This window comes from Azospirillum sp. TSH64 (assembly GCF_003116035.1).
GTDB lineage: Bacteria > Pseudomonadota > Alphaproteobacteria > Azospirillales > Azospirillaceae > Azospirillum.
Map to the genome: position 1 here is coordinate 986878 of NZ_LGQW01000015.1, position 21197 is coordinate 1008074.

At 68.1% G+C, this 21197-nt stretch carries 17 protein-coding genes and 1 tRNA gene; 5 read left to right on the forward strand and 13 right to left on the reverse strand.

Annotation, left to right across the window (positions count from 1 at the left end; translation table 11 throughout):
* Nucleotides 1-24 precede the first annotated feature (24 nt).
* Entirely contained in the window at nucleotides 25-1260 is a 1236-nt protein-coding gene (locus TSH64_RS05855) for an aspartate kinase (RefSeq protein WP_109095953.1), read from the reverse strand.
* 183 nt (nucleotides 1261-1443) lie between these two features.
* Here TSH64_RS05855 and ubiG point away from each other — a divergent pair, with 183 nt between their 5' ends.
* On the forward strand, nucleotides 1444-2238 hold the full coding sequence (ubiG, locus tag TSH64_RS05860; protein ID WP_247872774.1) for a bifunctional 2-polyprenyl-6-hydroxyphenol methylase/3-demethylubiquinol 3-O-methyltransferase UbiG: 795 nt from the start codon (nucleotides 1444-1446) through the stop codon (nucleotides 2236-2238).
* 112 nt (nucleotides 2239-2350) lie between these two features.
* Here ubiG and ptsN read toward each other — a convergent pair whose 3' ends face one another.
* From ptsN to TSH64_RS05910, 9 genes are all read right to left on the reverse strand, one after another.
* Entirely contained in the window at nucleotides 2351-2809 is a 459-nt protein-coding gene (ptsN, locus tag TSH64_RS05865; RefSeq protein WP_109095955.1) for a PTS IIA-like nitrogen regulatory protein PtsN, read from the reverse strand.
* 34 nt (nucleotides 2810-2843) lie between these two features.
* Entirely contained in the window at nucleotides 2844-3434 is a 591-nt protein-coding gene (gene raiA / locus TSH64_RS05870; RefSeq protein ID WP_109095956.1) for a ribosome-associated translation inhibitor RaiA, read from the reverse strand.
* A 152-nt stretch (nucleotides 3435-3586) separates the two neighbouring features.
* A complete protein-coding gene (gene rpoN / locus TSH64_RS05875; protein ID WP_109095957.1) occupies nucleotides 3587-5203 on the reverse strand; it encodes an RNA polymerase factor sigma-54 in 1617 nt (538 codons plus the stop codon).
* 33 nt (nucleotides 5204-5236) lie between these two features.
* Nucleotides 5237-5980: an LPS export ABC transporter ATP-binding protein gene (lptB, locus tag TSH64_RS05880; RefSeq protein WP_244592950.1), complete on the reverse strand. Its 744-nt coding sequence runs from the start codon at nucleotides 5978-5980 to the stop codon at nucleotides 5237-5239.
* A gap of 44 nt (nucleotides 5981-6024) precedes the next feature.
* Nucleotides 6025-6921: an LptA/OstA family protein gene (locus tag TSH64_RS05885; protein ID WP_247872775.1), complete on the reverse strand. Its 897-nt coding sequence runs from the start codon at nucleotides 6919-6921 to the stop codon at nucleotides 6025-6027.
* A complete protein-coding gene (gene lptC, locus TSH64_RS05890; RefSeq protein ID WP_247872776.1) occupies nucleotides 6918-7691 on the reverse strand; it encodes an LPS export ABC transporter periplasmic protein LptC in 774 nt (257 codons plus the stop codon). The genes TSH64_RS05885 and lptC overlap by 4 nt, the downstream gene beginning before the upstream one ends.
* 52 nt (nucleotides 7692-7743) lie before the next feature.
* Nucleotides 7744-8781, reverse strand: a complete 1038-nt coding sequence (locus TSH64_RS05895) for a KpsF/GutQ family sugar-phosphate isomerase (RefSeq protein WP_247872777.1) — start codon at nucleotides 8779-8781, stop codon at nucleotides 7744-7746.
* A 241-nt stretch (nucleotides 8782-9022) separates the two neighbouring features.
* Nucleotides 9023-9649: a ribonuclease D gene (locus TSH64_RS05905; protein WP_109095959.1), complete on the reverse strand. Its 627-nt coding sequence runs from the start codon at nucleotides 9647-9649 to the stop codon at nucleotides 9023-9025.
* A 121-nt stretch (nucleotides 9650-9770) separates the two neighbouring features.
* Nucleotides 9771-9857, reverse strand: a tRNA-Leu gene (locus TSH64_RS05910).
* Between the two features lie 278 nt (nucleotides 9858-10135).
* Here TSH64_RS05910 and TSH64_RS05915 point away from each other — a divergent pair.
* Nucleotides 10136-11107: a complex I NDUFA9 subunit family protein gene (locus TSH64_RS05915; RefSeq protein ID WP_109095960.1), complete on the forward strand. Its 972-nt coding sequence runs from the start codon at nucleotides 10136-10138 to the stop codon at nucleotides 11105-11107.
* A 184-nt stretch (nucleotides 11108-11291) separates the two neighbouring features.
* Complete coding sequence (locus TSH64_RS05920; RefSeq protein WP_109095961.1) at nucleotides 11292-12479, forward strand: MFS transporter; 1188 nt, start codon at nucleotides 11292-11294, stop codon at nucleotides 12477-12479.
* Between the two features lie 90 nt (nucleotides 12480-12569).
* On the opposite strand, the gene TSH64_RS05925 is transcribed toward TSH64_RS05920, so the two are convergent.
* A complete protein-coding gene (locus tag TSH64_RS05925) occupies nucleotides 12570-13370 on the reverse strand; it encodes an undecaprenyl-diphosphate phosphatase (RefSeq protein ID WP_109095962.1) in 801 nt (266 codons plus the stop codon).
* A 385-nt stretch (nucleotides 13371-13755) separates the two neighbouring features.
* On the opposite strand from TSH64_RS05925, the gene TSH64_RS05930 reads away from it, so the two are divergent.
* Complete coding sequence (locus TSH64_RS05930; protein WP_109095963.1) at nucleotides 13756-15204, forward strand: NAD(P)-dependent oxidoreductase; 1449 nt, start codon at nucleotides 13756-13758, stop codon at nucleotides 15202-15204.
* A 97-nt stretch (nucleotides 15205-15301) separates the two neighbouring features.
* Nucleotides 15302-19849 carry a glutamate synthase large subunit gene (gene gltB / locus TSH64_RS05935; protein ID WP_109095964.1) on the forward strand — a complete coding sequence of 1516 codons (4548 nt, stop codon included), beginning with the start codon at nucleotides 15302-15304 and terminating at the stop codon, nucleotides 19847-19849.
* A gap of 115 nt (nucleotides 19850-19964) precedes the next feature.
* Here the strand turns inward: gltB and TSH64_RS05940 are convergent, their stop codons facing one another.
* Both TSH64_RS05940 and TSH64_RS05945 read right to left on the reverse strand, forming a co-directional pair.
* Nucleotides 19965-20471 carry a GNAT family N-acetyltransferase gene (locus TSH64_RS05940; protein WP_109095965.1) on the reverse strand — a complete coding sequence of 169 codons (507 nt, stop codon included), beginning with the start codon at nucleotides 20469-20471 and terminating at the stop codon, nucleotides 19965-19967.
* Nucleotides 20468-21118 (reverse strand): glutathione S-transferase family protein, encoded by a 651-nt coding sequence (locus TSH64_RS05945; protein WP_109095966.1) that lies wholly within the window; start codon nucleotides 21116-21118, stop codon nucleotides 20468-20470. The genes TSH64_RS05940 and TSH64_RS05945 overlap by 4 nt, the downstream gene beginning before the upstream one ends.
* Nucleotides 21119-21197: the final 79 nt, after the last annotated feature.

Genomic DNA, 21197 nt, shown 5'->3' on the forward strand with positions numbered 1-21197 from the left:
CCCGTCCCCGGCACCCGCCTGCGATCAGGCGGCGTCCAGGCCGTAGGCGGTGTGCAGGGCACGCAGCGCCAGCTCCGCATACTCTTCGGCGATCAGGACCGAGATCTTGATCTCCGAGGTCGAGATGACCTGGATGTTGATGCCCTTGTCGGCCAGCGCCTTGAACATGCGCTGGGCGACGCCGGCATGGCTGCGCATGCCGACGCCGATGACCGACACCTTGACCACGTTGGCATCCGACACGATGCGCTTGTAGTTCAGGGTCGACTGCGCATCCTCCAGCACCTTCACGGCGCGGGCGATGTCCGCCTTGCCGACGGTGAAGGTCATGTCGGTGGACTTGCCGTCTTCCGACACGTTCTGGACGATCATGTCGACGTTGACGGCGTTGTCGGTCAGCGGACCGAAGATGGCGGCGGCGACGCCCGGCTGGTCGGCGACGCCCACCAGGGTGATCTTCGCCTCGTCGCGGCTGTAGGCGATGCCGCTAACAACTTCCTTTTCCACGATCTCGTCCTCGTCAACAACCAGGGTTCCGGGAAGCGAACTGCCCGCCGCCGCTTCGAAGCTCGACAGCACCTGCACGCGCACGCGGTGGTTCATCGCCATCTCGACCGAGCGGGTCTGAAGCACCTTGGCGCCTTGCGAGGCCAGCTCCAGCATCTCCTCGTAGGTGATCTTGTCGAGCTTGCGCGCCTTGGTGACGATGCGCGGGTCGGTGGTGTAGACGCCGTCCACGTCGGTGTAGATGTCGCAGCGGTCGGCCTTCACCGCCGCCGCCAGCGCCACCGCCGAGGTGTCCGAGCCGCCGCGGCCCAGCGTGGTGATGCGGCCATGCTCCGACACGCCCTGGAAGCCCGCGACCACGGCGACTTCGCCGGTCTGCAGGGACTTTTCCATCTCGGTGGTGTCGATGGAGACGATGCGCGCCTTGCCGTGCGTGTCGTCGGTGCGGATCGGAATCTGCCAACCGGCCCAGGAGCGGGCGGGAATGCCGAGCGACTGCAGGGCGACGGCCAGGAGACCGGAGGTCACCTGCTCGCCCGACGCCACGACCGCGTCATATTCGCGGGCGTCGTGCAGCTTGTCGATTTCGTTGCAGTATTTGACGAGCTGGTTGGTCACGCCGGACATCGCCGACACGACGACGGCGACCTGATGCCCCGCCTTCACCTCTTGCTCGACCTTCCGGGCCACGTTCTTGATGCGGTCGATGTCGCCGACCGACGTGCCTCCGAACTTCAGGACGATCCGCGCCATACCTCACACCATGTCTGGCCGCCCGGTCATGCCGTCTGGATCTCGCCATCTGGGTCATGCGGGTCGGCTGTGCGCACCCCCGCTCCACCGTTGCCGGCGCGGGGCGGCGTATCCATACTCCGTCGCTGGAAGCGAGGCAAGTTGCCCGCGCCCGTCCCGCCTCACAGTTTACGGATTTTCACCATGACCGCCTCATCCTCCGCCTTCCCGCACGCGTCCGCAACCGCTCCTGCCGGCGGAATTGGCGGCGGAACCGTGGATCCGGAGGATGTCGCCCGCTTCTCCGCCATCGCCGCCGAGTGGTGGGATCCGGCCGGAAAGTTCAAGCCGCTGCACCGGCTGAACCCGCTGCGCCTGACCTACATCCGCGATGCCGTCTGCAGGCGGCTGGGCCGCGACCCGCTGGCGCCGAACCCGCTTGCCGGCCTGCGCATCGTCGATATCGGCTGCGGCGGCGGGCTGCTGGCCGAACCGCTGGCGCGGATGGGCGCCACGGTGGTCGGGGTCGATGCGTCGGAGAAGAACATCAAGACCGCCGCCACCCACGCCGCCGAGACCGGCACTACGGTGGACTACCGCGCCACCACCGCCGAGGCGCTGGCGGCCAGCGGCGAGACGTTCGACGTGGTGCTGGCGATGGAGGTGATCGAGCATGTCGCCGACGTGCCCCTGTTCGTGAAGTCGCTGTCCGACCTGCTGGCGCCGGGCGGCGCGCTGTTCCTGGCGACGCTGAACCGCACGCCGAAGTCCTTCGCGCTGGCCATCGTCGGGGCGGAGTACATCCTGCGCTGGCTGCCGCGCGGCACCCACAACTGGCGCCAGTTCCTGCGCCCGTCCGAACTGAACGCCATCGTACGCCCGTACGGCCTGAGCGTACGCGACCTGACCGGCATCACGTACAACCCGCTGAGCGACGAGTTCCGGCTGAACGCGCGCGATCTGGACGTGAACTACATGGGCTGGGCGGAGCGGGGGTGAGGGTAGAGAGTCGCCCTCCGGTTCCTAGTCCGCACGACGCCAAAGAAAAAGGGCCGCGCACAGCCCGTGCGGCGGCCCTTTTGGCATACCATTCCCCCTCACTGGCGGCCCGTCAGTTGGACGGGCTCGGCTCGTGCTGGGTCAGGAGCGCGTACATCGCGTCGCCCGACTGGGCTCCGCGCAGCTTCTCGCACATGGACTGGTCCCGCAGAAGACGCGAGACGCGGGCAAGGGCCTTCAGATGATCGGCTCCCGCCTGTTCCGGGGCGAGAAGGAGGAAGATCAGGTCGACCGGCTGCTCATCGATCGCATCGAAATCGATGGGCCGCTCCACACGGGCGAAGACGCCATGGACGCGGTCCAGGCTGGATAGCTTGCCGTGCGGGATGGCGATGCCATGGCCCACGCCGGTCGTGCCCAGCCTTTCGCGCTCCAGAAGCACGTCGAAGATCGCCCGCTCGTGCTGACCGGTCAGCTCGGACGCTTTGCGCGCCATCTCCTGCAGGGCCTGCTTCTTGTTGCCGGCCTTCAGGTTCGGGAGGATGGCGTGCGGAGAAATGAGGTCGAGCATGACGCTTCTTGACCAGCGAGACGGGTCGGCGCCGTCAGGCGCCGGCCTTCTCCGCCGGGTCGACCCAGCCGATGTTCCCGTCGGCGCGACGGTAGACCATGTTCAGGCGGCCATGCGCACCGTTGTGGAACATCAGGGCCGGGGCCTGCGCCAGCTCCAGGCGCATCACCGCCTCGCTGACCGACAGGGTGGCGATGCTCGTCTCCATCTCGGCGACGACCATCGGGTTCGCGGCGCCGTCGGCGGCAGCCTCAACCTCGTCGTGATGCTCCTCGGTCTCGGCTTCCAGCACCCGGTAGCTCGCCGGGAGGGCGGCGCCGTTCTCGGCCGCGTGGTGGTCGCGCAGGCGGCGCTTGTAGCGGCGCAGGCGCTTGGCCAGCTTCTCGCAGGCGATGTCGAAGGCCGGATAGGGTTCGGTGGCGTCGCCCGCACTCTGCAGGACGATTCCGCGGCCGACATGGGCCTGGATGTCGGCCTTGTAGAGGTGCGCGTCCTTGGTCAGGATCACGTTCGCCTCGATCGGCTTGTCGAAGTACTTGCCGACCACGGCGTTCAGGCTGTCGGCCACATGGGTGCGCAGAGCGTCACCCACATCGAGCTGCTTGCCTTTGACGGAGAGTTGCATGGTGGAACGTTTCCAATATTGGTCCGCTGGGGACGGTGTAGACACGACGTCCGAAGATGTCGGGCTCATAGATGCTGATCCGCCGCTTGCGGGCCGGGACGATAGGCAAGGGTCACCGGACTGTCAATCGAGCCCTCCCCCATCGAACCCGCTTACATGCGTGACATCTTGGCACGGCGTCGCTGCACCGATGACGGTATTTTCATCGCTTCACGATACTTCGCGACAGTCCTTCGCGCAATGTCGATCCCTTCCGCCCGCAGAATCTCCACCAGTTTGTCGTCGGACAGCACATCGTCGGGCTTCTCGGCATCTATCATGGTTTTGATGCGGTGCCGAACCGCTTCTGCGGAATGGGATGCCTGCCCGTCCGCACCCTGGATTGCGGAGGTGAAGAAATATTTCAGCTCGAAGACGCCGCGCGGGGTCGCCATGAACTTGTTGGTGGTGACGCGGCTGACTGTGCTTTCATGCATGCCGATGGCCTCCGCGATGTCACGCAGGATCAGCGGTCGCAGGTGCGAGACGCCATGGATGAAGAACGCATCCTGCTGGCGGATGATCTCGCTCGCCACCTTCAAAATGGTGGTGGCGCGCTGGTGCAGCGACTTGACCAGCCAGTTGGCCGACTGGAACCGCTCGGAAATATACTCCTTGTCGGCCTTGTTGCGGGCGCCGTCGGAGATGCGGGCGAAATAGCGGTGGTTGACCAGCACCCGCGGCAGCGTGTCCGGGTTCAGGTCGATCAGCCAGCCGCCGCCGGGATTGGCGCGCATCAGGATGTCGGGGGTGACCAGCTGGGCCGGGGTGTGGTCGAAGGCCAGCGCCGGCTTCGGGTTCAGCTTGCGGATGTCGACGACCATGTCGGCGACGTCCTCGGCATCGACGCCGCAGACCTTCATGATGGCCGGCAGGTTGCGCGCGGCCAGAAGCTCCAGGTTGTCGAGCAGCGCCGCCATCGCCGGATCGAGCCGGTTCTTCTCGCGCAGCTGGATCGCCAGGCATTCCTTCAGCGAGCGGGCGAAGATGCCGGGCGGGTCGAAGCGCTGGCAGGCGGCCAGCACCCGCTCCACCCGGTCGGCACCGCAGCCGAGTTGCTCGGCCAGCGCCTGGGCGTCGAAGCCGATCAGCCAGCCGGCCTCGTCCAGCATGTCGATCAGGGCCAGCCCGATCAGCTGGTCGCCCAGGTCGGGCAGGTCGATCTTCAGCTGTTCGGTCAAATGGTCGCGGAGGTTCTTCTCGCTGGTCAGCGTCGCTTCGAGGTTGCTGTCGTCATCCTCGAAGCCGCTGCGGCCGCCGCGCTCGCCGTAGGAGCCGTAGACCTCGCTGCCGCCGTCCGAGCCGTCGGAAAAGCGGTCGTCGCTGTAGACATTCTCGAAATCGGTGTCGAGCGGCGACTCCGACGAGGAGGCCATCGTGTCCGACGAGGTCATCTCCACCGTGTCGCGGGTGCGTCCGTCGCTGGGGGCCAGACCCGGCCCGTCATCGCGGCCGTTCAGCCCGTCGACGCTGAGGCCGTTCGCCTCCATGCCGCCGGGGCCGTCCAGCCCGCCCGGAACATCGCCGCCGTCCGCCGGTCCCGCCGGATCGCTGCCGCCGTCGGCCGATCCGCCGTCACGCTCCAGCAGCGGGTTCTGCTCGATCTCGCGGTCGACGAAGTCCGACAGTTCGATGTTCGACAGCTGCAGCAGCTTGATGGCCTGCTGCAGCTGCGGCGTCATCACCAGGGTCTGGGCTTGTCGAAGGTCGAGACGTTGAGCAAGCGCCATGGCTGTGGAACCGGAACCAGTGGAAACGGAGGGCTACAGACTGAAGCGGTCACCGAGATAGACCCGGCGAACCCCCTCGTGCGCCACGATCTCGTCGGGCCGTCCCTCCATTAGTACCACACCGTCGTGCAAAATGTATGCCCGATCGACGAGGTCCAATGTTTCACGCACATTGTGGTCGGTGATCAGCACGCCGATGCCGCGGTCGCGCAGGTGGCCGACCAGCTCGCGGATGTCGTTCACCGCGATGGGGTCGATGCCGGCCAGCGGCTCGTCCAGCAGGATGAAGTGCGGCTGCCCGGCCAGCGCGCGGGCGATCTCCACGCGCCGCCGCTCGCCGCCCGACAGCGCCAGGGCGGGGGAGCGGCGCAGATGCGTGACCGAGAACTCGGCCAGCAGCTCGTCCAGCATCGCTTCGCGCGCGTCGCGGTCGCTCTCGACCACCTCCAGCACGGAGCGGATGTTGTTCTCCACCGTCATGCCGCGGAAGATCGAGGCCTCCTGCGGCAGATAGCCGATGCCGAGCCGGGCGCGGCGGTACATCGGCAGCGCGGTGATGTCCTGGCCGTCCAGCGTGATCGTGCCGGAGTCGGCGGCGATCAGCCCGGTGATCATGTAGAAGCAGGTGGTCTTGCCGGCGCCGTTGGGGCCGAGCAGCCCGACCGCCTCGCCGCGCTGAACGCTGATCGAGACGTCGCGCACCACCGGCCGCTTCTTGAACGACTTGCCAAGATGCTGGGCCACAAGCCCTTCGGTCGGGACGGATGCTGCGGCGATGCTGCCGGCAGAAGCGGCGCCGGGCCCGTTCGCGGTCAGCACGGTCACTGCTTCTTGCCCGCGGGCGCGCCGGGCCCGTTCTTCTCGCCGGGAATCAGCAGGCCGCTGACCCGGCCGCCGGCGTCGCGGCCGGCGATGACGCGGTTGATCTTGGTGTTCATGTTCATCTCGGCGGCTTCGCCGTTCAGCTGGTTGTCGCCGCGGGTGATCTTCACGTTGCCGATCAGCACCGCGACATTGTCGGCGACCGAATAGACCAGCTTGTCGGACAGCGCCACGTCGGTGGGGGTGGTGACGACGATGTTGCCGGACCCGTCGATCCGCTCCATCTGGGTGGTGCCGTCCGGCATCTTCTTCAACCGGCCGATCAGCACGTCGGCGCGCAGCCGGTCGTTGCCGCGCACCGCCACCGCGTCGCCGCGCGCCACGGTCAGGTCCTGCGCCTCGTAATATTCCAGGCTGTCGCGGGCGGTGACCACGTCCTTGGTGGTGATCAGCCTCAGATCCCGGCCGGTGACGACGGCGACCTGCTTGTCGACGTCATAGACGCCGTGGTCGCCATAGACCTGCTGGGTCGGGCTGACGATGCGGACGTTGCCGTCGGCCACCAGCTGGAACACCTCGTTCCCCTTGCCCGGGGTCTCGCGGTAATAGGCGGTCAGCACGTCGGCGAAGACGGTCGAGTCGTTGCGCTTGGCCGACGCGTTGCCGCGCGCCACATAGGCGCGGACGTCCTGGTGCCATTCGATCGCCTGGTCGGCGTTGATCTCCACCGGCTGCTTGCCGCCCATGCCGGGCAGGCCCTGGGCGAAGGCCGGAGCGGAGATCGGAGATGCGAAAGCGAAAAACCCGCCGGCCAGGATGGCCGACAGGGTCAGGGCGGTACGAAATGGGGCGGTACGGAGTGTTGGGGGACGGATTGGCGACCGTTTGGACGTCACGGCTTCTTGCTCCCGGGGCGCTCGGCGGCCTGGACCTCGGCCTTCGACTGGTTGAGGAAGACGACATTCTTGCCGCGGTCCGTCATGCGGAAGCCGATGGCGTTGATCTCGCCCTGCGGACCCTGGCCGGTCACCGCCTTGTCGCCCCAGGCGTTGCCCTTGCGGATGTCGGCCTCGGCCTCGCTGGTGGTGAACTCGTTGCCGTCGTCGCGCAGCACATGGACGTTGCCGCGCATCAGCAGGATGCCGGTGGCCTGGTTGTACCAGCCCTTGTCGGACCGCATGGTCACCCAGGTGCCGGTGGTCTCCGTCATCTCCGCCTGCGGGTCGTCCAGCAGGACGATGTCGGGCTGGTCGGCCGACTTGTCGGCCTTGGCCGCCACCAGCGAGAAGGGCTGGTTGTGCTCGTCCAGGCTGAAATAGCGCGGTTTCAGCATCTCGCTCTGCCCGGCGTCGGCGCTGACGCGGGCGCTCTGCGGGCTGTTCAGCGACGGCCAGGCGGCCAGCAGGGCCACCATCGCCAGCGCCGCCGCCGGCAGCACGAACTTCATTGCGGAAACGAAACGGCTGTAGACCCGGCTAACCGGACGGGTGTCGCGCCGCCGGTGCGCCCGCAGCGCCGCCGGCGGTTCGGCGGCGGCCGACAGGCGGCGGTCCGGCGCGCGAAGGTTCGGCGCACCGGCAGCGGACAGGCCGCCGATGGAGCCTTGCCCGCTGCTCGGGGCGGCGGGGGCGGTGCGATCAGGGCTGCGCAGGTCGTCCAGGCTCAAATCCTCGTCCCTCCGGCTCGGCGCTTCGCTTCCATCATGGACAGAACAATCGTCAGGCCGCACCGGCGCGCAGGACATCGTGGATGTGCACGATGCCGAGCGGCCGGTCGGCCTCGATCACGAACAGGGTGGTGATCTTCTTGTCGTTCATCTCGCGCAGCGCTTCGACGATCAACGCCTTGGGGCGGATGGTCTTGGGCCGCGGCGACATGATGCTGTCCGCGCGTTCCGCCAGAAGCTCCGGCGTCAGATGACGGCGCAGGTCGCCGTCGGTGATGATCCCGACCAGCGCGCCGGCATCGTCGGTCACCCCGACGCAGCCCAGCCGCTTGGCCGTCATCTCGAAGATGACGTCGGACAGCGGCGAGTCAAGACGGCACAGGGGCAAATCCTCGCCCTTGTGCATGATGTCGGTGACTTTCAGCAATGCGCGGCCCAACTGGCCGCCGGGGTGGAACTCGCGGAAATCGGCGGCGGAGAAGCCGCGCCGCTCCAGCAGGGCCACCGCCAGCGCATCGCCCAGCGCCAGCATCATGGTGGTGGAGGTGGTGGGCGCCAGCCCCAGCGGGCAGGCTTCCGGCTCCGGCGGGATGACCAGCGCCACGTCGGACTGTTCGGCCAGGGCGGAGGCGGCGCGCCGCGTCATGCCGATCAGCGGAATGCCGAAGCGGCGGGTGTAGGCGATGATGTCCGCCAGCTCGTGCGTCTCGCCGGAATTGGACAGCGCCACCACCGCGTCGATCTTCGCGATCATGCCGAGGTCGCCGTGGCTCGCCTCGCCCGGATGGACGAAGAAGGCCGGCGTGCCGGTGGAGGCCATGGTGGCGGCGATCTTGCGGGCGACATGGCCCGACTTGCCCATGCCGGTGACGATCACGCGGCCTTCGATGCCCTGCAGGATGTCGAGCGCCCGCAGGAACTCGCCGTCGAGGCTGTCGGCCAGCGCCAGCAGCGCATCGGCCTCGGTCCGCAGGACGCGGGTGGCGCAGGCGAGATCGCGGTTTTCCACCGGGCTCGACTCCGTCGAAACGGCCTGGCTGCCGGCGAGGCTGGACGTAATGACACTGGTCAAGGCTGTGATGCCTTCCATTCGCAAGGCCCGGCGATGGGCCGTTCACAAAGACGGCGCCTGCCCGGAGGACTCCCGGACAGGCGCATCAGGCAGTATGCCCACCGGCGGACGCCGGGTCAAATCAACGCCCGGTCAGCCCCCTCTCCTCCCCGCTTTCGCGCAAACGAAGTTTGCGCTGTCGCGACAGGCGGACCGAAGGTCCGCTGAGAGCGGGGAGAGGGATTCCTCCCGCCATTTGAAGCACCAAAGACGCCCGCTGTCAGTGCGCCAGAATGTCCGGGGTTTCCCAGCCGCCGAGGTCCAGCTCGCCGCGGGCGGGCAGGAAGTCGAAGCAGGCCTGGGCCAGATGGGTGCGGCCCTCGCGCGCCAGCATGACGTCCAGCTTCGCCTTCAGGTCGTGCAGGTGCAGCACGTCCGACGCGGCGTACTTCATCTGGTCGGTGGTCAGCTCCGGCGCGCCCCAGTCGGAGGACTGCTGCTGCTTGGAGATCTCCACGCCCAGCAGGTCCTTGCACAGGTCCTTCAGGCCATGGCGGTCGGTGAAGGTGCGGACCAGCTTGGAGGCCACCTTGGTGCAGTAGACCGGCTGGCAGCTGACGCCCAGATAGGCCTTCATCACCGCCACGTCGAAACGGGCGAAGTGGAACAGCTTGGTCACGGTGGGATCGGTGAGCAGGCGCTTCAGGTTCGGCGCCTCATACTGGCCGGGGCGGAACTGCACCAGATGGATCGCACCGTCGCCGGCCGACAGCTGCACCAGGCAGAGGCGGTCGCGGTGGGGGTTCAGCCCCATGGTCTCGGTGTCGATGGCGACGCAGTTGTCGCGGGCGCCGGCGCCGAGGTCGAGGCCGTCGGGGAGGTCGCCGTCATGAAGGTCGATGGGCATGGTCGCGTTCCGGGGTGGTCAGGCCCCCGGCCATGGACCCTAGAAACGACGAACGCCGCTCTGCACGTCCTCCCTCTCGATCGAAGGAGCTGTGCATGCGGCGCAGCCGGGTAGAAAGAAATGGTGCCCAGGAGAAGACTCGAACTTCCACGACATTTCTGCCACAGGTACCTGAAACCTGCGCGTCTACCAATTCCGCCACCTGGGCTCGGTGCTCGGTGTGTGGGCGGTTGTTTAATGATCCTTCCGGGGGGCGTCAACAGCTTTTTTCCGACCCCTTCATTTTTTTGCCGCATCGCGGGTTTTCGCCCGCGGAGCACCGGCCGCGGCGATGCAGTCCCTAGATTGGGCGCGGTCCATTCGCTATAAGCAGGACCGCAGTTCCAGCAGTCCTTTATGGCGACACACAGTCGGACGACGCGCGGGGGCGCGCGCAAAAAGCGCGAAGACCCCGGTTTCGGCGCGCAACGGCACGGGAGACGGTCGATGTCCTATCGCACTCAGGTTATCACGGTGTTCGGCGGTTCGGGCTTCATCGGCCGCCACCTGATCCGGCGCCTCGCCAAGTCGGGCGCCCTCATCCGCATCGCCACCCGCAACCCGGGCAAGGCCGGCTTCCTGAAGACGGCCGGCGCCGTCGGCCAGATCGTGCCGTTCGCCACCGACTGCACCGACGACCTGTCGGTCGCCCGCGCCCTCCAGGGGGCGGATGTCGCCATCAACCTGCTGGGCGTGCTGTACGAGCGCGGCAGCCAGAGCTTCCAGGGCGTGCATGTCGACGCCGCGTCGCGCATCGCCCGGCTGGCCGCCGCGGCGGGCGTCAACCGGCTGATCCAGATCTCCGCCATCGGCGCCGACGCCTCCTCGCCGTCGGTCTATGCCCGCTCCAAGGCGGCCGGCGAGCAGGCGGTGCTGTCCGCCTTCCCGGCGGCGACCATCCTGCGCCCCAGCATCGTCTTCGGGCCGGAGGACAATTTCTTCAACAAGTTCGCCGCGATGGCGCAGAAGGCCCCGGCCCTGCCGCTGATCGGCGGCGGCAAGACCCTGTTCCAGCCGGTCTATGTCGGCGACCTGGCCGACGCCGTGATCGCGGCGCTGGACAGCGACGCCAGCCGCGGCAAGACCTACGAGCTGGGCGGTCCGCGCATCTACACCTTCCGCGAACTGCTGGAACTGACCCAGAAGGACATCCAGCGCCACCGTCCGCTGGTGACCATCCCCTGGAACGCCGCCGAGTCGCTGGCCGGCATCCTGGAGAAGGTGCCGGTGCTGGCCCCGGCCCTGACCCGCGACCAGGTGGCATTGCTGAAGCAGGACAACGTCGTCTCGCCGGGCGCGCTGGGCTTCAAGGATCTGGGCATCACCGAGCTGGCGGCCTGCGAGGTGATCCTGCCGACCTACCTGTCGCGCTTCATCGTCGGCGGCAAGTTCAGCGGCCAGACCAACAGCGCCCATTGAGGCAACGCCCGCCAGCAGGCGGGTTCGCGCCCATGCCTCCCGAAAGCCCCGGCCCTGCGCCGGGGCTTTTCCTTTGCCCGGACCATCGGCCTGCTGCCGCGGGCATGGCACGCCTGCTCCAACACCGCTTGAATTCCCCCGCCGCCGCCGTCATGTGGGCGGTTCAACCAGGGCGGGAACGGTGATGACGGGAGCAGAGGATATCCGGGGCGTTTCGGGCCGGATGGCGGAACAGGCATCGGCCGCGCGCTGGGCGACCGTCGCCGCCTTCTTCCTGAACGGCACCGTCTTCGGCGTTTGGGCGACGCAGATTCCGCTGCTGAAGAACCGGCTCGACCTCAGCCCGGCGGTGCTGGGTGCCGCCCTGCTCTGCCTCGCCGTCGGCGCCCTGACGGCGATGATCGCCAGCGGGCCGCTTCTGGGCCGGCTGGGCAGCGCGCCGGTGACGCGGGTGACCGCCCTGCTGTTCGCCGGGCTGCTTCCCCTGCCCTCGCTGGTGCCGGACGTGACGACGCTGTGCATCGTGCTGGCGCTGTTCGGCGCGTCGGGCGGCACTATGGACGTCGCGATGAACGCCCAGGGCGCGCTGGTGGAACGGCGGATGGGCCGGCCGATCATGTCATCGCTGCACGGAATGTGGAGCCTCGGCGGGCTGGCCGGCGCCGGCCTGGGCGGGCTGCTGCTGCCGCTGATGCCGCCGGCGGCGCAGGCCGGACTGGTGTCGGCCGGGCTGCTGGCGCTGTTCCTGGCCTTGCAGGGGCGCTTCCTGCCCGACCGCAACGCCGGCGGCGGCGGGCTGGTGCTGCCCGACCGCAAGACCCTGCTGCTCGGCCTGCTCGCCGCGATGGCCTTCATGGGCGAAGGCGCCATCCTGGACTGGAGCGCCATCCACCTGCGCGACGATCTGGGGGCGCCGGCTTCCATCGCCGGCATGGGCTTCGGCGTGTTCTGCGCCGCCATGGCGGCCGGGCGGTTCAGCGGCGACCGGCTGCGCCACCGCTTCGGCGGGGCGACGCTGATGCGCGCCGGCGGACTGCTGGCCACGGCCGGGCTGGGCTGCGTGCTGGCCGGGGGGATCGTCGGAGGGGGAGCGCCGGTGCTGGCGATGGTCGGTTTCGGACTGACCGGGATCGGCCTGTCGAACATCGTCCCGGTGCTGTTCAGCACCGCGGGGTCGGTGGACAGCGGTCATCCCGACCATGCGGTCGCCGCGGTGTCCACCATGGGCTATGCCGGCGTGCTGGCCGGTCCGCCGCTGGTCGGCTTCATCGCCGAGGCCACCAGCCTCGCCACCGCCTTCGCGATGATCGCGCTGCTGGCGCTGGGCATGGCCGCCGCCGCGGCCCGTGCGGTGCCGCGGCGGGTGGTTTAGCTTTTTTGCCCTCAATCGGCGGGCGCGGCCATCCGGCCGCTTGCCTGCGCAGGCATGGGCCTGCGGGGGCCGCAGTCGCGGCCCTCGTCCTTACAGGTAAAGGAACGCCAGCATGCCGGTGCCGACGGCGATGCGGTACCAGCCGAACGGGGTGAAGCCGTAGCGGCCGACGAAGTCCACCAGCGTCCTCACCACCAATGCTGCGGCAATGAAGGCGGTGACGAAGCCGACCAGGATCAGCAGGCCGCTGTCCAGGCTCATCACCGACCAGTTCTTGTAGAGGTCGTAGACGGTGGCGCCGGCCATGGTCGGCACCGCCAGGAAGAAGGAGAACTCGGCCGCCGCCTTGCGGTCGACGCCCATCAGCAGGGCGCCCAGGATGCTGGCACCCGACCGCGACACGCCCGGCACCAAGGCGAGGCACTGGCAGAAGCCGATCTTCAGCGCCAGCGGGGCGGAGAAGTTCTCGATCTTGTGGTAGCGGGCGACCGGGATCAGCCGCTCCACCAGCAGGATGGCGATGCCGCCGACGATCAGCGCGATGCTGACCACGGTGGGGTTGAACAGCACCGCCTTGATGACGCCGTGCAGGCCGGCGCCCAGCACCATCGCCGGCAGGAAGGCAATGACCACCGCCATCACGAAGCGCCGGGCGCCGGGATCGTCCTTCAGCCCTGTGGCGACATGCCACAGCCGCTGGAAATAGACCACGCAGATCGCCAGGATGGCGCCGAGCTGGATCACCACTTCGAACACCTTGCCGGGCGGGCCCTCGAAACCCAGCAGTTCGTCCAGCATGATCAGGTGGCCGGTGGAGGAGACGGGGAGGAACTCGGTCAGCCCCTCGATCAGCCCCAGGAGGGTGGCGTCCAGATATTGATCGATCATCATCGCGGCACGCAGCCTTCGGCACGGTGAATGTTGCAGCGCTTATAGCAGGCGGCGGCGGCGGTTGGCGATGGCGTGGGGTCGGTACCCCTATTCGGGCGATAGTCCTGAATTGGGACTAATTTTCTGTCGCGTTTTTGTGACACCCCACCGCCACGCCCACGCATTTCAGCCTTGCGGAAGAAAAGGTCAACAAACCGGACCTATCGGTGTTTTTGTGCTTCCGCGGGGTGGGCGCATGCGTTATATGACGAGCGTCCGCCACTTCGCGGACGTTCGATTTCAACCCATCCGGTCGGTGTAGGCCACAGCCGCAGCCCCCGGTCAGGCCCAGCAAGGCGATGCCCCCGCGACAGCGGGCGGGGCCGCGAAGCAAGGAGCAGACGTCATGGCGAACCAGAAAATGTTGGGCTTCGTGCACACCGCGCAGAAGATGCCCGACAAGCGGTCTGCCGCCGACCGCCGCCAGGACTTCGCCGAGATCTATGCCCGCTTCAGCAACGAGCGCGCCGGCGAGCAGGCCAACCGCTGCTCGCAGTGCGGCGTTCCCTTCTGCCAGGTGCACTGCCCGGTCTCCAACAACATCCCCGACTGGCTGAAGCTGACCGCCGAGGGCCGGCTGGAGGAGGCTTACGAGGTCTCCCAGGCCACCAACAACTTCCCGGAAATCTGCGGCCGCATCTGCCCGCAGGACCGGCTGTGCGAGGGCAACTGCGTCATCGAGCAGTCGACCCACGGCGCCGTCACCATCGGCTCGGTCGAGAAGTACATCAACGATACCGCCTGGGAAAACGGCTGGGTCAAGCCGCGCAAGCCGGCCCGCGAGCTGGGCCTTTCGGTCGGCGTGGTCGGCGCCGGCCCGGCCGGTCTCGCCGCCGCCGAGGAGCTGCGCGCCAAGGGCTACGAGGTCCATGTCTACGACCGCTACGACCGCATGGGCGGCCTGCTGGTCTACGGCATCCCCGGCTTCAAGCTGGAGAAGGACGTCGTCGCCCGCCGGGTCCAGCGTCTGGCCGATGCCGGCGTCATCTTCCATTCCAATTTCGAGGTCGGCCGCGACGCCACCCTGGCCGAGCTGCGCGAGCGCCACGTCACCATCCTGATCGCCACCGGCGTCTACAAGGCCCGCGACATCGAGGCCCCCGGCTCGGGGCTGAAGAACATCGTCCCGGCGCTGGAATACCTGACCACCTCGAACAAGGTCGGTCTCGGCGATTCCATGGAGGCCTATGAGGACGGCTCGCTGAACGCCGCCGGCAAGAAGGTGGTGGTGCTCGGCGGCGGCGACACCGCGATGGACTGCGTGCGCACGGCGATCCGCCAGGGCGCGACCTCGGTCAAGTGCCTTTACCGCCGCGACCGCAAGAACATGCCGGGCTCGCAGCGCGAGGTGGCGCATGCCGAGGAAGAAGGCGTCGAGTTCGTCTGGCAGGCCGCACCCGAGGCCTTCACCGGCACCGATGTCGTCACCGGTGTGCGCGCCGTGCGCATCCATCTGGGTGTCGCCGACGCCACCGGCCGCCAGACCCCGCAGGTGATCGAGGGCTCCGACTTCACCGAGCCGGCCGACCTCGTCATCAAGGCGCTCGGCTTCGAGCCGGAGGACCTGCCGGGCATGTTCGGCTCGCCGGACCTGACCGTCACCCGCTGGGGCACGCTGCTGGTCGACCACCGCACCAAGATGACCAGCCTGGACGGCGTCTTCGCCGCCGGCGACATCGTCCGCGGCGCCTCGCTGGTGGTGTGGGCCATCCGCGACGGCCGCGACGCCGCCGACGCCATGCACGCCTACGCCCAGACCGTCGGCGCGCCCAAGCTGGCCGTCGCCGCCGAGTAAGCCGCTCCGTCTTTCCGCTATCAGTACCACCGTCTACCCCAGGGGGCCTTCCCTTCCGCCCCCCAGGTCAACGTCCAGACTGTGAAAGGGTCGTTCCATGACCACCGAATTGAACCAGGGTGAGCAGTTCGTCGCCGATTTCCGCGCCAACGCCGCGGCGCTGACCACTGCCCACGCCTACAATCCGGCCGACGAGCACGACGCCTGCGGCGTCGGCTTCATCGCCGCGATCGACGGCAAGCCCCGCCGTTCGGTGGTCGAAAAAGGCATCGAAGCCCTGAAGGCGGTCTGGCACCGCGGTGCGGTGGACGCCGACGGCAAGACCGGCGACGGCGCCGGCATCCATGTCCAGGTGCCGCAGAAGTTCTTCAAGGACCACGTCAAGATCATCGGCCACCTGCCGCCGGAGAACAATCTGGCGGTCGGCCAGGTTTTCCTGCCGCGCATCAGCCTGGACGCCCAGGAAGCCTGCCGCTGCATCGTCGAGACCGAGATCCTGGCCTTCGGCTACTACATCTATGGCTGGCGCCAGGTGCCGATCAACGTCGACATCATCGGCGAGAAGGCCAACGCCACCCGGCCCGAGATCGAACAGATCATCATCGGCAACGCCAAGGGCGTGTCGGACGAGCAGTTCGAGCTCGACCTCTACATCATCCGCCGCCGGATCGAGAAGGCGGTGCAGAACGAGCGCATCAACGACTTCTACATCTGCTCGCTGTCGGCGCGCTCGATCATCTACAAGGGCATGTTCCTGGCCGAACAGCTGTCCACCTTCTATCCGGACCTGACCGACGACCGCTTCGAGTCGTCCTTCGCCATCTACCACCAGCGCTATTCGACCAACACCTTCCCGACCTGGCCGCTGGCGCAGCCCTTCCGCATGCTCGCCCACAACGGCGAAATCAACACGCTGAAGGGCAACGTCAACTGGATGAAGGCGCACGAGACCCGGATGGAGCATCCGGTGTTCGGCGCCAACATGGGCGACCTGAAGCCGGTGATCGGCGTCGGCCTGTCCGACTCCGGCGCGCTCGACAGCGTGTTCGAGGTGATGGTCCGCGCCGGCCGCAGCGCGCCGATGGTCAAGATGATGCTGGTGCCGCAGGCGCTGACCAGCTCGCAGACCACGCCGGACAACCACAAGGCCCTGATCGCCTACTGCAACTCCGTCATGGAGCCGTGGGACGGCCCGGCGGCACTCGCCATGACCGACGGCCGCTGGGTCGTCGGCGGCATGGACCGCAACGGCCTGCGCCCGATGCGCTACACCATCACCACCGACGGCCTGATCATCGGCGGCTCCGAGACCGGCATGGTCAAGATCGAGGAGAACCAGGTGGTCGAGAAGGGCCGCCTCGGGCCGGGGGAGATGATCGCCGTCGATCTGCAGGCCGGCAAGCTGTTCAACGACCGTGAGCTGAAGGACCATCTGGCGAGCCAGAAGCCCTGGGGCCAGTGGGTCAAGAACACCACCCATCTGGACGAGCTGGTGAAGACCGCCGCGCTGAAGGGCGAGCCGTCGGAGATGGAGAAGGACGAGCTGCGCCGTCGCCAGATGGCCTTCGGCCTCGCCATGGAAGACATGGAGTTGATCCTCCACCCGATGGCGGAGGACGGCAAGGAGGCCGTCGGCTCGATGGGCGACGACAGCCCCATCGCCGTGCTGTCGGACAAGTACCGCGGCCTGCACCATTTCTTCCGCCAGAACTTCTCCCAGGTCACCAATCCGCCCATCGACTCGCTTCGCGAGCGCCGGGTGATGAGCCTGAAGACGCGTCTGGGCAATCTCGGCAACATCCTGGACGAGGATGAGAGCCAGACCCGGTTGCTGCAACTCGACAGCCCGGTGCTGACCACCGCCGAATTCCACGCCATGCGGGACTATATGGCCGACACCGCGGCGGTGATCGACGCCACCTTCCCGGTCGACGGCGGCCCCGACGCGCTGCGCGACGCGCTGCGCCGCATCCGCCAGGAGGCGGAGGACGCCGTCCGCGGCGGCGCCAACCACGTCACCCTGACCGACGAGGCGATGGGCCCGGCCCGCGCCGCCATCCCGGCGATCCTGGCGACCGGTGCGGTCCACACCCACCTGATCCGCTCCAACCTGCGCACCTTCACCTCGCTGAACCTGCGCACGGCGGAATGCCTGGACACCCATTACTTCGCGGTGCTGATCGGCGTCGGCGCCACCACCGTCAACGCCTATCTGGCGCAGGAAGCGGTGGCCGAGCGCCAGCGCCGCGGCCTGCTCGGCTCGCTGTCGCTGGAAAAGGCGATGACGAACTACAAGAAGGCCATCGACGACGGCCTGCTGAAGATCATGTCCAAGATGGGCATCTCGGTCATCAGCAGCTACCGCGGCGGCGGCAACTTCGAGGCCATCGGCCTCAGCCGCGCCCTGGTCGCCGAGCATTTCCCGGCGATGGTCAGCCGCATCTCCGGCATCGGCCTGAACGGCATCCAGAAGAAGGTCCTTGAGCAGCACGCGCTGGCCTATGCCGGCGAGGCGCTGCCCCTGCCGGTCGGCGGTTTCTACCGCTTCCGCAAGTCGGGCGACCGCCATGGCTGGGAGGGTGGGATCATCCACACCCTGCAGCAGGCCGTCACCAACGACAGCTACACCACCTTCAAGAAGTATTCCGAGCAGGTGAACAAGCGGCCGCCGATGCAGCTGCGCGACCTCTTGGAGTTCCGCACCACCAAGGCCGCCGTTCCGGTGGACGAGGTCGAGAGCATCACCTCGATCCGCAAGCGCTTCATCACGCCCGGCATGTCGATGGGTGCCCTGTCGCCCGAGGCGCACGGCACGCTGAACGTCGCGATGAACCGCATCGGCGCCAAGTCCGACTCGGGCGAGGGCGGCGAGGATCCGGCGCGCTTCCGTCCCGACAAGAACGGCGACAACTGGAACTCCGCCATCAAGCAGGTGGCGTCGGGCCGCTTCGGCGTCACCGCCGAGTACCTGAACCAGTGCCGCGAGCTGGAGATCAAGGTCGCCCAGGGCGCCAAGCCCGGCGAGGGCGGGCAGCTGCCCGGCTTCAAGGTGACGGAGATGATCGCGCGGCTGCGTCACTCGACGCCGGGCGTCATGCTGATCAGCCCGCCGCCGCACCACGACATCTACTCGATCGAGGATCTGGCGCAGCTCATCTATGACCTGAAGCAGATCAACCCGGACGCCAAGGTCACGGTGAAGCTGGTCAGCCGGTCCGGCATCGGCACCATCGCCGCCGGCGTCGCCAAGGCCAACGCCGACATCATCCTGATCTCCGGCAACTCCGGCGGCACCGGCGCGTCCCCTCAGACCTCGATCAAGTTCGCCGGCCTGCCCTGGGAGATGGGCCTGTCGGAGGTCCATCAGGTCCTGACGCTGAACAAGCTGCGCCACCGCGTGCGGCTGCGCACCGACGGCGGCCTGAAGACCGGCCGCGACATCGTCATCGCCGCCATGCTGGGCGCGGAAGAGTTCGGCATCGGCACCGCCAGCCTGATCGCCATGGGCTGCATCATGGTCCGGCAGTGCCATTCCAACACCTGCCCGGTCGGCGTCTGCGTCCAGGACGAGAAGCTGCGCGAGAAGTTCGTCGGCTCGCCGGAGAAGGTGGTCAACCTCTTCACCTTCCTGGCCGAAGAGGTCCGCGAGATCCTGGCCAAGCTGGGCTTCCGCTCGCTGACCGAGGTGATCGGCCGCACCGACCTGCTGCATCAGGTCAGCCGCGGCGGCGCCCATCTCGACGACCTCGACCTCAACCCGCTGCTGGCCCAGGTCGATCCCGGCGAGAACGCGCGCTACTGCACGCTCCAGGGCCGCAACGAGGTGCCGGACACGCTGGACGCCCGCATCGTCGCCGACGCCCGCCCGCTGTTCGAGGAAGGCGAGAAGATGCAGCTCGCCTACAACGCCCGCAACACGCAGCGCGCCATCGGCACGCGGCTGTCCTCGATGGTGACGCGGAAGTTCGGCATGTTCGGGCTCCAGCCCGGCCACATCACCGTCCGTCTGCGCGGCACTGCCGGCCAGTCGCTGGGCGCCTTCGCGGTGCAGGGCATCAAGCTGGAGGTGATGGGCGACGCCAACGACTATGTCGGCAAGGGCCTGTCGGGCGGCACCATCGTCGTCCGTCCGGCGACCAGCAGCCCGCTGGAGTCGAACCGCAACACCATCATTGGCAACACGGTGCTGTACGGCGCCACCGCCGGCAAGCTGTTCGCCGCCGGCCAAGCGGGCGAGCGGTTCGCGGTGCGCAACTCCGGCGCCACCGTGGTGGTGGAGGGCTGCGGCTCCAACGGCTGCGAGTACATGACCGGCGGTACGGCGGTCATCCTGGGCAAGGTCGGCGACAATTTCGGCGCCGGCATGACCGGGGGCATGGCCTACATCTACGATCCGGAGGACTCGCTGCCGCTCTTCATCAACGAGGAGAGCGTCATCTTCCAGCGGGTCGAGGTGGCCCATTACGAGGCCCAGCTGCGCGCCCTGATCGAGGAGCATGTCGCCGAGACGCAGAGCCGTTTCGCCGCCGAGATCCTCAACGACTGGCAGCGTGAACTCGGCCACTTCTGGCAGGTGGTCCCGAAGGAGATGCTGCACCGTCTGGCCGTGCCGGTGACCCTGCCGCGCGCCATCCCGGCGGAGTGACCGACGGCCGAACCTCCGCCCCGCCCTCACCGGCGGGGCGGAGGGCGGATAGGGGAACGGCGCGCCATCCGGCAGGACGGCGCGCCGTTTTCCGTTTCAGCGGGGCGAGGCCTGGCTAAAGGCCCCGCTCCATCACGATGCTGTCGAAGCGGTTGCCGGGCGGGAACTCCATCGAATTCCGGCCGGTCGCCACGAAGCCGGCGGAGGCATAGAATTCCTCCGCCACCAGGCTGGCGTAGCACAGCATCCGCGATGCACCAGCATCGGCGGCATCGGCGAAGCAGCGGTCGAGCAGCGCCCGTCCGACGCCGCGGCGCAGCCAGCCGGGATGGGTGGCGAAGTGCCGGACATGGGCCAGCCCGGCTTGCTGCGGACGCACCGGCTCACCCGGCCAGTCGAAGCTCCAGCCGCCGGAGCCCACCGGCGTGCCATCCGCGGCCTCCGCCAGATAATAGGTGCCGGCGCCCAGCAGCGCCGGATTCGACCGGGTGATGATGGGCAGCACCCTGTCCATGACCTCGGGCGGATAGCCGGCCGGCATCAGGGCCGGGTAGGAGGCCGACAGCACCCGGTCCACCGCCGCGGCATCCTCCGGCCGGGCGGTGCGGACGGTAAAGCTCACGGTTCAAATTCCCACGGCTCATCCTTGGCCGCCGCGGTCCAGTCCCGCATCGCCGGCAGCGCCAGCACGGCGTCCATATAGGCGCGCGACACCGGCGACACCGCGACGCCATAGGTCTCCAGCCGCGTCACCACCGGGGCGAACATGGCGTCGGCGATGGTGAAGGAGCCGAACAGGAAGGGGCCGCCGGCCGGAACGCCGAAGCGGGCGCGGGCATCGGCCCACAGCGCCTCGATCCGGGCGATGTCGGCGGCGGTCGCCTCGGTCATGCCCTGGCCCTTGCGGTCGCGCTTGAGGTCCATCGGCATGGTGGTGCGCAGCGAGACGAAGCTGGAATGCATCTCCGCCGCCACCGAGCGCGCCACCGCCCGCGCCGCCCGGTCCGCCGGCCACAGCCCGGCCTCCGGCGCCAGTTCCGCCACATACTCGCAGATCGCCAGCGAATCCCAGATGGTCAGCCCGTCATGGATCAGGGCGGGCACACGGCCCGACGGCGAATGCTCGGCGATGCGCGCGGCGCTGTCCGGCTGGCGAAGGACGATCGGGGTCTCGGCGAAGGCGATCCCGGCCTGCTTGAGGACCAGCCATGGACGCAGCGACCAGGACGAATAGGCCTTGTTCCCAATCACCAGGGTCGGGTCGGACATCGGACGGCACCTTTCGCGCGAAGGAATAGGATGGGAACGGTTGGAGCGACGGATTGCGCCTTCGCGCAACCGCTCCCCC